This window comes from Paenibacillus sp. yr247, assembly GCF_900103825.1.
Taxonomy (GTDB): domain Bacteria; phylum Bacillota; class Bacilli; order Paenibacillales; family NBRC-103111; genus Paenibacillus_E.
In genome coordinates this window covers 1-13,229 of record NZ_FNIF01000019.1, presented here as the reverse complement: position 1 = coordinate 13,229, position 13,229 = coordinate 1, and the positions used below count along the sequence as shown (strand labels likewise).

Sequence of the window (13,229 nt, the reverse complement as noted above, 5' to 3'; positions counted from 1 at the left end):
CAAACACCGCGGCTGCCGCGGTGTTTGGTATATATGCAATTTAAATTATGGAGCGTTTAAATCATGAAATATACAAAACAAATCCTTTTAAGTGTTGTTTTAATGATATCTTTGTTTTCATGGTTGGTTTATTATTTTATGACAGGAACTACAAAGGCTGATACCACAACATATCAGATGAATATCGAAACACTACCAGCTAGTGGATTTTTGAAAGCATACAATATGGCTCCCGGTGATAAATCAACTTCAATTTTGCATGTTAAAAATTCTGGTAATCTAGATTTCACTTATGCGGTTAGTGCTAAACAGACATCTGGAGCAACTGATTTATATAATACGCTGCAACTTCAAGTTTGGAATAATACGGCTAAACTATATGAAGGACCACTCAACAAGCTACAAGACTTACCATTAGGTGAAATATCTAAATTGGGACAGATGGATTTAACTTTCACTGCCATCCTTCCGTTGAGTGCAAATAACAGCTTACAAGGACTATTATCTAAAACGGAGTTTATATTCACTGCTACAAACCCCTTAATTGCTACTACACTAACTTTAAGTGGACCAGCAAGTGAGGATTACAATGATCCTGTTACTTTCTTGGCATATTTAACAGACACCACCAAAATAGTACCTATTTCCAATGCCACCATTGCCTTACATTTAGGAAATCAGAGCTTTACTTCGATTACTAATAGTCAGGGCAATGCCTCCTTTACCTTTAAGCCTAATCAACCTACTGGATTGTATGAGTTATCCGCCAACTTTGCGGGAAACACGATGTACTCACCAAGCAATAGTTCGGTTTCATTCACAATAAATAAAGAGGAAACCACTCTCGACATTATTTCTTCTAAAACACTGGCCGTTGGAAAAGTTGTTGTTAAGGCCAAATTGAAGGAAGATGGAATTACTCCAATTGCTAATCGAACAATAACCTTTAAGAACGGTGACACTCAACAAAGTGGTATAACAGATAAAGATGGTATTGCAACGGTCACTTTACAATTGCCGTCAAATAAGTATACGCTAAATGCATATTTCGATGGAGATGCCTTCTACCAACCAAGTTCAGCTACGCAAATAGTGTACGTCTATACACCTACACAGTTTATTATTTGGTGTGGGAATGAAGAAGATGAACATGAAGTCAAGTTGGGACGGGATTATGTTTTCTGGGGTGCACAGTGGGCTAAGCAAGTTAAATCTGGTCATTACGACGCAAATCCAAGTTTCAAAGGATATGCTGATAAAGTAGGATCTGACGACTGGACAACTAGCCCGGGCAATTCTAGCGATCCCCCACAACAAGTATCAAAATATATTAGTGTCATTGCTGCAACCCATATTGATAAGAATGGAAGCACAATAATGGGTAATATCGTGGACGATGTGATACTAGAAGTAGATAGCCCAGATTCTTATCAACCGAACCCAGGACATAGCAGTTCAGGGGTGATGGTCACGAAGGTTGAACAAGGGGATTTTTCTTCATCCAATTGAAAAAAACGTTAAGAGGGACACCACAGAGGTAGCCCTCTTTTTATGTGTTCTATATTATTTCTCTAACTTAGTATTATATGCTTTAATACCTCTATCGATAGATTCTTCTAAGGATATTAAAAAATGGAGGCTACAAGGCTATAAGGTCACGTTTTTTGCTTGCGACTCGTGGCAGCTCTTTGTTTTATTATTGAGTTGGCATTGGGGAAGGCTCTGCAGTTTTGGTAAGAAGATTGATGTTCCCCACTAAAATATCGCATAATGAATACAGACAACAACTGGATAATTTGAGGAGAGAACATAGATGAAGCAAGACACAGAGTCCGGCAAGCGTTTAGCGCCCACATTTACTCTTCCTGCATCTAATGGAAGAAACGTATCTTTACAGGATTATAAAGGAAAGAAGCTAGTTATTTACTTTTACCCTCAAGACAACACGCCAACTTGTACCCAAGAATCGTGTGATTTCCGAGATTATACGGGTAAGTTTGCCGAGCTTGGAGTGGAAGTCATCGGAATTAGCCCCGATGAGATTAAAGCTCACGGGAAGTTCATTGCGAAGTATGAGCTGCCGTTCCTATTGCTCTCGGACCCGGATCATCAGGTAGCTGAGAAGTTTGGTGTATGGGCGCTCAAGAAGCTATATGGCCGTGAGTATATGGGTATTGTCCGTTCTACTTTCCTTATTGATGAAGAAGGGTATATCGTGAAGGAATGGAGCAAAGTGAGAGTAAAAAATCACGTGCAGTCTGTTTTGGATGCCGTTAAGGAAAGGACTATTTAACATGTGGATGATGCTCAAGGACCGAAGAATGACGTTTCTCATGATCACGAATATTTATACTCAATCGGCTCGGGGATAACGATGATCGGCGTGCCTTGGCGAGTCTATTGATTGACCATATCGATTTTACGTGAATTCTATTAGCGGAGGCTATGACTTACTTTCTAGGCTTTGGTCTATTTTTACTTATTCCTTATATCAAGAACAAGTCTGTCACGGCAACCGGAGCGGCCTCCATGTGGTCGAATATCAGTGAAGGCTTCGCCTATTTGAAAACAAGACCGCTGCTGGTCGTTTTCTTCCTTTGTGCGCTGATGCCGTTCCTTTGCGTCATGGTCGGTATGTACCTGTTCCCGGTGTATATCACGAGTGTCCTCCACGGAGGGGCCAATGTTCTGGGTGCAGCAGATATGATTTTTGCTTTAGGGGCTGTTGTGGAAGGGTTAACGGTCCCGCTGATCATGCAGCGATTGGGCTCCTATAATACGATGATTCTTTCGTTTGTCGTTTTTAGTCTATCCATTGTTTTCTTTTACTCGTTCCCTTTTGTGCCCATTTTCCTCCTTTTTAAAACGTTGAATGGTTGGGGAAATGCGGGAAGTCGAGTAGCCCGTAATACAATTTTGATGGAAATGGTTCCGAACCATTTGATCGGTCGGGTGAATAGCTTTTTCAACACGGTAGGGATGGGTATGCGCGTTCTGTTGATTGCCATCTGTACTCAAATTGTTTCTTTTCAAGGCGCTAGGACGGCTATTCTTTTGCTGGGAGTCTTATTGGTCGTCAGCTTTATAGGTCTAATTAGTAGTAGGCCGTTGTTTAAAGTGACAACGCAAGCAAGCAAGGAAGCCGTACCGCAGGAAATATAACTTCTATAGAAATCGAATAAAAGCGTTCCTTCTAAGATCAAAGGGGAACGTTTTTATTTGTTTATTTCTACCCAACGAAGAGTCATACTCCTGATCTTTCTCCCATATACTCTATCAGCTAGCAAATTGATAGAACAAGCGGAGGGATCAACGGATGCTCTTTCAAGAACATCATGCAACCAACAAACAGAAACGAATTCAGCTTTCTATGGTAGTCCTATTACTAGTTTCTCTTTTTTTCTCCGCGATTCCCGTAAAGGCTGCTGAGGGGGATGGATACTCCGCACAAGAGGGGCAAGATCTTTATCAAAAGCTCAAAACCGGCAAGCGCCTGCAGGGCGAGAAGACCTATGAAGCACCGGAACAGCCAACAGTTTACTTAACCTTTGATGACGGTCCCAGCAAGCTGACCGGTCAGGTGCTGGATATTTTAGAAAAAGAGGACGTGAAAGCTACGTTTTTCGCACTTGGCGAACAATCGCAGGCGCACCCTGAATTGGTAAAAAGAATCGTGCAAGACGGACATACATTAGGCAATCATTCTTATAATCATGTATACAAAGAGCTGTATAGCGATTTTCAAACCTTTTGGGACCAAATCCAGCGTAGTGAGGACGTGTTTGCCGGTATAGCAGACGTTCGACCGCAGTTGGTACGCGCTCCAGGGGGGACATATACGAATTTCGATGCGTATTACTATTATTTAATGGATCAAGCGGGTTATACCGTTGTGGACTGGAATGTAGATAGTGGTGATTCCAAAAGATCGCGTGTACCGGTGAATGAAATTTGGCAAACGATTAAAGAATCACCGCTCGAACACGAGATTAACATCTTATTTCATGACGGAAGCGGGCATGAGTCGACTGTAGAAGTACTGCCTCAAGTCATTGCTTATTACAAAAAATTAGGTTACGCATTTGCTCCGCTGACGACGCAGGTTAAGCCCAAGCAATTCCCGGTAGGTAAGTCTAAGTGGTCAAGAAACATGAGTTTGGTTCATTTTCAAGAGTTATTGAAGGAGACGCAGCTATACGCTTCGGCGCATCCGTTAATGCCAGATAACAATCCTAATGATGCCATAAATCTGCTTGTTCATCAGACCAAAGTAGCCACAGAGGAAACGGCACAAATTCTCTCAAAGCAATCAACGGTCCCGCTGCAAGTTCATGTCGTTGATGGCAGCAGTTTTACACTAGAGCCAACTGAATATCAATTGCGAGCGAATCGGATTGAACTTCCCCTGCGCTTTCTCATAGAGAAATTAGGCGGGAAAGTAGAGTGGCAAGAAAATAGGAAGACGGCAAATGCACATTATGGGGTATATGATGTGGAATATGATTTGTCCGCAAGAAGTATCAGGCTGTATTCCCTAGGTAATAGCGTAGCTACCTACTCATTAGCGGATATGAATTTACAGAACGGTAAGATTATTGTTCCTTTACGAAAAACCATAGATTTAATAGGTGGACGAATCACGAATTCCGTCATAGAACCAGATAAACGAGAGGTGTCTATGGCGTTCCGACAATTTTATATGTTCAGAGAAAATAATAGTCTTCTGAAAAACTCTCTATTTGCATTGGGAGGTTAATGTCTAAAATAGTAGAGGGCTGGAAAAACTAGGAGCATACCCTTATAAAGGAGGCTTCTTGTCTATGCAGTCGAAAACCCGAATATTCGATCAGCCGCAGCCTCTCGTGGAACGGATGATCATGAACGTAGAGAAAGTGATCGTTGGAAAGAGAGAGACGATAGAAAATGCGTTCGTAGCTATGCTAAGCGGCGGTCATCTCTTGTTGGAGGACGTACCTGGTGTCGGAAAAACAATGCTCGTACGTGCCTTAGCCAGGACGATTGGTTGTGAGTTTAAGAGAATTCAATGTACCCCGGATTTATTGCCGTCGGATGTGACCGGTGTGTCTGTATTCAATGCAAAGACGGGTGATTTTGAATTTCGACCTGGACCTTTAATGACGCCGATTGTATTGGCTGACGAATGTAACCGTACCTCGCCGAAGACACAGTCTGCTTTCCTAGAAGCGATGGAAGAAAAGAGGATTACAATTGACGGAGTCGGTTATGAATTGCCCAAACCATTCGTCTTATTAGCAACGCAAAACCCTGTAGATTATGAAGGTACTTATGCGCTTCCGGAAGCACAGATGGATCGTTTTATGATGAAGCTGACACTTGGTTATCCGACGCCGGAGCAAGAGATTCTTATGCTGGATCGTCTTCAGGATCGTCAACCGCTTGATCACTTGAAGCCCGTTATCGTGCAGGATGAGTTTGTGCAATTACAAAGAGAAGCAGCCATGATTCATGTCGATAATACGTTAAAAGATTTCATTGTTCGTCTTGCTTTGGCAACAAGGGAGCATTCCGACTTGTATTTGGGTGCAAGTCCAAGGGCCTCCTACGCCTTGATGCGGGCTGCGCAAACGTCAGCTTATATGAAGGGCAGAAGCTTCGTCGTACCGGATGATATTAAGGATTTGGTGCTTCCGATTTGGACGCATCGGCTTATACTGACTTCCGAAGCGCGGATGACCGGCAAGTCAGCAGATATGATTTTGTCAGGCTTGCTTGCCTCTTTGCAAACTCCAGTTCTTCGATATGTTTCGTCGAAGTAGGAGGCCTATCCATGAAAAGCTGGGGTAAAACGTCGCTGCTGGTTGTGGGATGCGTGCTGTCTATCTTTTTGGCCTATTGGCAAGGTGGATTTGCAGCTTGGTATCTAGGAAGTTGTTTGACACTCATATGGCTCCAAGCCGGGTTATTTTATGTATTTGCATTAAAAGGATTAACCGTCAGCCGACAGTTGTCAGACGAAGTTTTTATATCTGGTGAAGATGTGACGATAACTTTACGGGTTGGGCATCGTATGCTGCTGCCATTGCCTTGGATGGTCGTTAAGGAAACTTGGGTCCATGAAGGAAGCGGAGTGAAGCTTATATACAGTAAGCTGCTTTTCCCATTGTTTCGGTCCAACTTACTGCTCCATTATAAAATTACGGGTCTTATGCGAGGTGTTTATCGTTTCGCTGGCTTCGAGGCTGTGACCGGTGATTTATTTGGATTTGCTATTCGAAAAGCATTCCGAGATGATCTTCAGCGGTGTGTCGTCTATCCGAAGCCTGATTCTTTGGATCGGTCCGGCATGACATTTCACGCAGAAGATGGCGATGTACCCGCTTTCCGCGGCCCTAAAGCCGAGACTCCGCTTATTAGCGGCGTTCGTGACTATGTCAGCGGTGATCCGTACCACCGCATTCATTGGAAATCCTCAGCCAGGCTGAGCCGGCTGATGACGAAAGATCCCGAGCAAGCCTCCTCCGCGAAGCGGATGCTGCTGCTCGACGCGGCGCCTGCGGCGGGTCCAGCTGAAGCGGCACGGCCGCTGCTGGAGAAGGGCGTCGCCCTCGCGGCGGGCTTCTTCGAAGCCGCCGCTGGCGGGCGCGAGAGCTGCGGCTTCGCCAGCAGCTCCAACGGCAGGCGAATCGCGCCAACGATTCGCCCCGACCTCCCGCTCGCGTACGAAGTGCTCGCGAGCGTTGGCGGCAAGCCCGCTCTTTCCTTTCCTGACCTTGTCAGGAAAGAGGCGGCGGCCTTGCCGCTGGATGCGTCGATGCTGTGTATCACATCGACGCTGGATTTGGCGCTGGTGCGCGCTATCGCAGATGCGCGCACCAGGCGCCGATCCGTGCACGTGATCTACGTGCACGCAAGGCCCTCGCTCTCGGTGGCAGAGCGAGAGGGGGCTTCTCAGCTGCAGGCCGTAGGCTGCAGCTTCACGGAAGTGCCGCACCCGGTTCACCAGTGGCCAAAGCAAGGAGGTGTCACGGATGCAACCGCTTGAACCTAGGCGCGCCCCGCGCACAATCTCTCGACTTTCACACTCTAACGCTAATGTATCACGTGCGCTCACTAGATCTTCAATCACTAAAAGTCCAATCTTCCGATCAAGCGCTATCCCAAGCACGCAGTCATCATCGTTGATTACCAAGAATACCTTCTTCCGAGACAGTCTCATCTCATTGCTGCTCTTTCTTCTGCTATCAGAATGGCTTCGCCCCTTAGCTTGGATGGCAGATGCCTCTATTCAAATCGGTCCCATTCTGGTCGTATTTGCGATCTGTATCGCCATAGACTGCTTCAAGGTTCCTTATGCATGGGGCTGGACCGCCAAGTGCATCATCATCCTGCTCTTTATCGGTTTTATGTTTGATCGTGAAGGATTTTTTACCGGAGCATGGAGCATCGATTTAGTGAGGATCTTCTCTCAGGATATCAGTTACCTCGTGCAAGCTCATTTCGACCTCATCAGCGGTCAAATGCGCACTTTGCTATTTCTGCTAGGTTGGTCGCTTCTGATCTCAGTCATACAAGCCCTTATGCTGCAGAGACAGCACAGCCTTTGGTTCGTCGGGGCCACGCTCGTTTATCTAATCTTCTTACAGTTGATGCTTAGTGCGGATACCGTCCAAGGGATCATGCGCACAATAGGGTATGGTTTACTTCTATTATCGCTGCTTAATCTTTCGAGAATTGAACAAACCTATGGCGTTACTTCCGTGCGTCCGGTTAACGTGTTTCAATGGGTTATAGTTAGCTTGGCCATAGTAGGTACGTTGGCTAGTGCAGGGTGGTACTCGGCGAGGCAGGCAGAGCCGGCTCATTTGATGAAACCGGTTAGCTGGGCCTATTTATACGATCGCATATTTGAACTGTACAATGAAGATATGCATGCTGGCGGAACTGTTGCGAAGTCCGGCTATGGTCCAAACGACTCCTCCTTAGGAGGTCCACTCCAAGTGGACACGACCACGGTATTCACAGCAAAAACCTCCGAATTAACCTACTGGCGCGGAGAATCCAAAAACTATTACGACGGTAAAGGCTGGACCCAGACCAACCAAACGCTTGAGCCTTACGTTTCGCCTAATCAGCCAATGACAGGTCAGGCCGTGACGCAGGAAATTCTGTGGAGTGCCAAGTCGCCGAACAAACAATTGTTTATGGGAGGAAAGTTACTTGGAGTAGACGTACTTCTGACCGAACAGGGAAAACCGCTAACACCGAATTTCCTGCTTACGTCTAATTTTAGCGGCAAAGTGACTCTGCCCGAGATAACGGATCCTTTATCATATTACAAAATAACCGTTCAGCCCGCACAAGAAGATCCAACCTTGCTCAACAATGATACAGGCAGCTATCCCGTTGAAATTACAGGGGATTATCTTCAACTTCCGGCTACTTTGCCAAGGTCTATTCGAAACATTGCCGAGCAAGTGACAGCGAATAGCTTTACGCCCTATGCCAAGGCGGTAGCGATTGAACAGTATTTAAGCCATACCTATACCTATAGTCTTGAAAAACCGACGTATCCAAGCCGAAATGAGGATTTTGTCAGTCACTTTCTGTTCGTAGACCGAGCAGGCTATTGTGATCATTTTTCAACCTCGATGGTTGTTATGTTACGTTCGATCGGTGTACCTGCCCGCTGGGTAAAAGGGTTCGCTCCAGGCACACTGCAAGCATCTAGCGGCAGCGACCAGCTCCAAGAAGTCATGGTTCGCAATCAAGATGCGCATTCGTGGGTGGAGGTGTATTTTCCCTCTATGGGTTGGGTGCCGTTTGAGCCTACGCCGGGGTTTTCGGGAATTTCTTCCGACCATCCCAGAGAGACCTTAACGACAGCTGCCATGGAGCAATCCGCGATGACGGCATCTCTCTTGAACATTCCGACGACCAAAAAATTTACAACCAATCCAAGTGAGTGGCTGCATACAACGAAGGATACGCTCATCGATTTTGCAAAGTCTTACCGCAAAGCTCTCATCGTCCTTATAGGAAGCGGCCTTATCCTTGTAGGTCTATTCCTTTTGCTTAGACGAAAAGGGTTCCTGTTAAGTAAGCCGTTTCACGTACCTTTTTACAAGCCCAGTCTCAATAGCTCTCATCCTATGATTCCCTATATGGATCGTTTATGGATGCAGTTATTTCGTAAATATGGCGCAAAATCCATGGATCAAACGGTGCGTGAGTACGTCACAGCTCTTAATTTCAATCATCATGGACAGAAACAAGCGCTGCTTGAATTTGCTTTGATCTATGAAAGTGTCCGCTATGATACGGCCAATTCGTTCACCTATACGAAGCGGGAAATTACCGCGATTTGGAATGCCATTCAAAAGACACATTAAACCCCTTTACATCCTAGGTACCTAATGTTTAAAATTAGTACCTATAAATAGTGGTAAGCGGACAAGGGGAGACCCTTAAAACCTCAATCGCTATGAAACTAGGAGGTCGGATAATGAGTAAACCGAGTGAAATGATCGTCGTTTTAGATTTTGGAGGCCAGTATAACCAATTGATTGCTAGACGAATCCGTGATTTGGGCGTTTACAGCGAATTGCTGCCGTTCAATACAACTGTCGATAAAATTCGTGAGCTTAAGCCTAAGGGGATTGTGTTCTCTGGCGGTCCAGCAAGCGTTTATGGTGAGGGAGCTCCAGCTGTTGATGCAGGTATTTTTGATTTGGGGATTCCGATCTTGGGTATTTGCTACGGTATGCAGCTTATTGCCCACCAATTGAACGGGAAAGTCGAACGCGCGCATACGCGTGAATATGGGAAGGCAGATCTTGCATTTACGAATGAAAGTCCGCTTGTAAAAGGTCTAGATGCGAAACAAACCGTGTGGATGAGCCACGGTGATCACGTTTCCGTCCTACCGGAAGGTTTCGTTATCGAAGCAAGCACCGATTCACTTCCGATTGCGGCTATGAGTAACCGCGACCTTAACATTCATGCGGTACAGTTCCACCCGGAAGTTCGTCACTCTCTTCAAGGGAATGAAATGATTAATAACTTTATATATGGCGTCTGCGGTTGCGAAGGCGATTGGACGATGTCCTCATTTGTTGAAGACATGATCAAGGAGCTTCGTCAAGAAGTCGGCGACAAGAAAGTGCTATGCGCACTTAGCGGCGGCGTTGATTCATCGGTTGTTGCTATCCTGCTGCATAAAGCGATTGGTGCGCAACTGACGTGTATGTTTATTGATCATGGTTTGCTGCGTCAAGGTGAAGCGGAGAGCGTAATGGACACTTTCGTCGGCAAATTTGATATGAAAGTGGTAAAAATTGATGCGCGTGACCGTTTCCTCGGCAAATTGTCCGGCGTCGACGATCCGGAGCAAAAGCGTAAAATTATCGGTACCGAATTCATCCGTGTGTTCGAAGAGGAGTCCGGCCAATTCGATGACTTTACTTTCTTGGCACAAGGTACGCTTTATACAGATATCGTAGAAAGCGGTACGGCTACTGCTCAAACCATTAAATCGCATCATAACGTAGGCGGACTGCCGAAAGATATGAAGTTCAAACTGATTGAGCCATTAAAAACGTTATTCAAAGACGAAGTGCGTAAAGTAGGCGAGGAATGCGGCCTTCCATCAGCGATCGTTTGGAGACAGCCTTTCCCAGGTCCTGGTCTAGCCATTCGTGTTCTTGGTGAAGTAACGGAGGATAAGCTGAAAATTGTTCGTGAATCCGACGCCATCCTGCGCGATGAAATCGCAAAAGCAGGCTTGGATCGTGAGATCTGGCAGTATTTCACAGCACTTCCAGGCATGAAAAGCGTAGGGGTTATGGGCGACGCCAGAACTTACTCTTATACCGTAGGTATTCGTGCTGTTACATCTATTGATGGAATGACAGCAGACTGGGCGCGTATCCCTTGGGATGTGCTTGAGAAGATTTCGGTTCGTATCGTGAACGAAGTTGAGAATGTGAACCGTATCGTGTATGACATTACATCCAAGCCGCCAGCTACAATCGAGTGGGAATAGATTAATTTTCAAAAGACGAACATTTTGGGAAAAATTGTCCTAATAATGTTCGTCTTTTTTATTGACAACGGGTCATATCCCTACTAAAATGTGATATGGATAACAGTTTTTCGTATAATCTTGGGAATTGGCCCGAGAGTTTCTACGAGATCACCGCAAATGATCTGGCTACGAAAAAAAGGAACGGTATCTGTATGAGTTACAACGACCACTTTGCGCAATGCATCGAAGGCAGCTCTCATATGGAAGCTCCTTTTTCGTACCCGGAATCATCACGATTCCGGGTTTTTTGCTGTTTTCCACCATACGTTTAGGAGGAGTAGGAAAATGGATCGCTTTTTTAAATTGAAACAAAACGGTACGACAGTAAGAACAGAAATCATGGCGGGGATCACAACGTTCATGACAATGGCTTACATCCTTGCAGTAAATCCAGACGTGCTTAGTGCTTTCAAATCGGGGGCAACCGGCGGTGACTGGACTTCGATTTTCTTGGCTACAGCGATTGCTGCGGGTGTAATGACGATTGCTATGGGGTTATTCGTTAACTTTCCTGTTGCGCTTGCTCCGGGAATGGGCTTGAATGCTTACTTCGCGACTATCATCTTAACTTCGCAAGGTAAGTTTACGTTTTCTATGGCGCTAACAGCCGTATTCATTTCGGGGATCATTTTTATCATTCTTACACTTACGAAAGTCCGCCAAATGCTCCTTGTGGCCATTCCGGACAGCCTGAAACATGCGATTACCGTGGGTATTGGTTTGTTTATCGCGATGATCGGTTTCAAGAACAGCGGCATTTTGAGCGTTGCGGTTGAAAGCGGCAAAGATATTAAAGCACATCAATTTACAGATGTCCTTTCATTTGAAACTATCTTCCACCTAGGTTCATTAGAAGATAAAAGCGTTATTTTAACGATCATCGGGATTTTGTTGATTTCTATCTTTATGGTGCTTCGTCTTCGTGGCGCTATTCTGTTTGGGATCTTGGCTACGACAATCATTGGGTATTTCATGGGTATGGTTAATCTCGGTACTTTGACTAGTGCAGAGACAACATGGGTTCCTGATTTGTCCAAGCTTCGTTTCGCTGATTTTGATTTTGCAGGCATTATGACAACAGGCATTGTTTCCGTTATTGCTACTTTTACATTCGTTGAGCTTTTTGATACATTCGGTACCATGGTTGGGACTGCTAGTCGCGCAGGTATTATGAAGAATAAAGAAGAAGGCAACAAGCGTGTGGGTAAAGCCATGTTCGTGGATGCGATCGGTGTTAGTGGCGGTGCGTTAGTTGGGACAAGTACTGTTACTGCTTTCGTAGAAAGCGCAGCAGGCGTAGCAGAGGGTGGACGCACAGGTCTAACGGCCGTGACTACAGGCGTATGTTTCTTGCTTGCTCTGTTCTTGGCTCCGATTGCTATGTTGGTTCCTGGTTCCGCTACGGCGGCAGCTTTAATCGTAGTTGGTGTACTTATGGTTCAATCCATTCGAGAGATCGACTTCCAAGACTTCGTTCTGGCGATCCCTGCTTTCCTTACTATTGTATTGATGCCGTTCACGTATAACATTGCGAATGGTATCTCCTTTGGAATCGTTACGTATGTAGTTCTTGCAACAGCATCTAACTTAGGTGGCAAAAGTAAGACGCGCTATCCAATCCACTGGTTAATGTGGGTACTGGCGATTCTAATCCTAGCTCGTTACATCTTTATAGGAAGCCAAGGGTAAAAAAGCTCAAGCTCTAGTGCATAACGTACTGGAGCTTTTTTTTGTTTCCATATTTTTCAATGTATTAAAAGCTTGCAATCGGTATTTGGATTTGTTATATTACTCCTTGTCGCATCGGCGGTCGAACGAAAGAATGAAAGAAATCAAAAAAAGTTCTTGCAATCGAATAGGCAAATGTGGTATATTAATCAAGTCGCCTTTGAGGGACTAAGGATTAAAATGAAAGAAATTGATCTTTGAAAACTGAACAACGAGTGAGTAAGCGCGGTCGAGTAATTGACCAAAAAAGAGATTGCAAAATCTCGCTAGCAACGCAAATGAGCAATTAAGCTTTCAGATAGTTTTACTATTATGGAGAGTTTGATCCTGGCTCAGGACGAACGCTGGCGGCGTGCCTAATACATGCAAGTCGAGCGGATTTATCCTTCGGGATAAGTTAGCGGCGGACGGGTGAGTAACACGTAGGTAACCTGCC

At 45.2% G+C, this 13,229-nt stretch carries 9 protein-coding genes, 1 rRNA gene and 1 riboswitch; all 10 genes read left to right on the top strand.

The window, feature by feature from the left end; translation table 11 throughout:
- The first annotated feature begins 63 nt into the window (after positions 1 to 63).
- Positions 64 to 1,509 (top strand): Ig-like domain-containing protein, encoded by a 1,446-nt coding sequence (locus BLT91_RS22545; RefSeq protein WP_090825157.1) that lies wholly within the window; start codon positions 64 to 66, stop codon positions 1,507 to 1,509.
- 304 nt (positions 1,510 to 1,813) lie between these two features.
- Complete coding sequence (bcp, locus tag BLT91_RS22540; protein WP_090825155.1) at positions 1,814 to 2,293, top strand: thioredoxin-dependent thiol peroxidase; 480 nt, start codon at positions 1,814 to 1,816, stop codon at positions 2,291 to 2,293.
- A 152-nt stretch (positions 2,294 to 2,445) separates the two neighbouring features.
- Positions 2,446 to 3,162 (top strand): MFS transporter, encoded by a 717-nt coding sequence (locus BLT91_RS22535; RefSeq protein ID WP_090825153.1) that lies wholly within the window; start codon positions 2,446 to 2,448, stop codon positions 3,160 to 3,162.
- Between the two features lie 154 nt (positions 3,163 to 3,316).
- On the top strand, positions 3,317 to 4,756 hold the full coding sequence (locus BLT91_RS22530) for a polysaccharide deacetylase family protein (protein ID WP_090825150.1): 1,440 nt from the start codon (positions 3,317 to 3,319) through the stop codon (positions 4,754 to 4,756).
- Between the two features lie 64 nt (positions 4,757 to 4,820).
- The gene (locus BLT91_RS22525) at positions 4,821 to 5,798 is read left to right on the top strand and encodes an AAA family ATPase (protein WP_090825148.1); all 978 of its coding nucleotides are present in this window, start codon (positions 4,821 to 4,823) and stop codon (positions 5,796 to 5,798) included.
- An 11-nt stretch (positions 5,799 to 5,809) separates the two neighbouring features.
- A complete protein-coding gene (locus BLT91_RS22520; RefSeq protein WP_090825146.1) occupies positions 5,810 to 7,024 on the top strand; it encodes a DUF58 domain-containing protein in 1,215 nt (404 codons plus the stop codon).
- On the top strand, positions 7,011 to 9,371 hold the full coding sequence (locus BLT91_RS22515) for a transglutaminase TgpA family protein (RefSeq protein ID WP_090825144.1): 2,361 nt from the start codon (positions 7,011 to 7,013) through the stop codon (positions 9,369 to 9,371). The genes BLT91_RS22520 and BLT91_RS22515 overlap by 14 nt, the downstream gene beginning before the upstream one ends.
- Positions 9,372 to 9,484: 113 nt before the next feature.
- Positions 9,485 to 11,023 carry a glutamine-hydrolyzing GMP synthase gene (gene guaA, locus BLT91_RS22510; protein WP_090825142.1) on the top strand — a complete coding sequence of 513 codons (1,539 nt, stop codon included), beginning with the start codon at positions 9,485 to 9,487 and terminating at the stop codon, positions 11,021 to 11,023.
- A gap of 90 nt (positions 11,024 to 11,113) precedes the next feature.
- Positions 11,114 to 11,214, top strand: a riboswitch (purine riboswitch).
- A gap of 136 nt (positions 11,215 to 11,350) precedes the next feature.
- Positions 11,351 to 12,754 (top strand): NCS2 family permease, encoded by a 1,404-nt coding sequence (locus tag BLT91_RS22505; protein ID WP_090825140.1) that lies wholly within the window; start codon positions 11,351 to 11,353, stop codon positions 12,752 to 12,754.
- Between the two features lie 348 nt (positions 12,755 to 13,102).
- Positions 13,103 to 13,229, top strand: a 16S ribosomal RNA gene (locus BLT91_RS22500); the annotation flags it as partial.

Excerpts from the sequence above, each read along its gene's own strand:
- BLT91_RS22545 (WP_090825157.1), top strand. The coding sequence starts at position 64 with ATGAAATATACAAAACAAATCCTTTTAAGTGTTGTTTTAATGATATCT.
- bcp (WP_090825155.1), top strand. The coding sequence starts at position 1,814 with ATGAAGCAAGACACAGAGTCCGGCAAGCGTTTAGCGCCCACATTTACT.
- BLT91_RS22535 (WP_090825153.1), top strand. The coding sequence starts at position 2,446 with ATGACTTACTTTCTAGGCTTTGGTCTATTTTTACTTATTCCTTATATC.
- BLT91_RS22530 (WP_090825150.1), top strand. The coding sequence starts at position 3,317 with ATGCTCTTTCAAGAACATCATGCAACCAACAAACAGAAACGAATTCAG.
- BLT91_RS22525 (WP_090825148.1), top strand. The coding sequence starts at position 4,821 with ATGCAGTCGAAAACCCGAATATTCGATCAGCCGCAGCCTCTCGTGGAA.
- BLT91_RS22520 (WP_090825146.1), top strand. The coding sequence starts at position 5,810 with ATGAAAAGCTGGGGTAAAACGTCGCTGCTGGTTGTGGGATGCGTGCTG.
- BLT91_RS22515 (WP_090825144.1), top strand. The coding sequence starts at position 7,011 with ATGCAACCGCTTGAACCTAGGCGCGCCCCGCGCACAATCTCTCGACTT.
- guaA (WP_090825142.1), top strand. The coding sequence starts at position 9,485 with ATGAGTAAACCGAGTGAAATGATCGTCGTTTTAGATTTTGGAGGCCAG.
- BLT91_RS22505 (WP_090825140.1), top strand. The coding sequence starts at position 11,351 with ATGGATCGCTTTTTTAAATTGAAACAAAACGGTACGACAGTAAGAACA.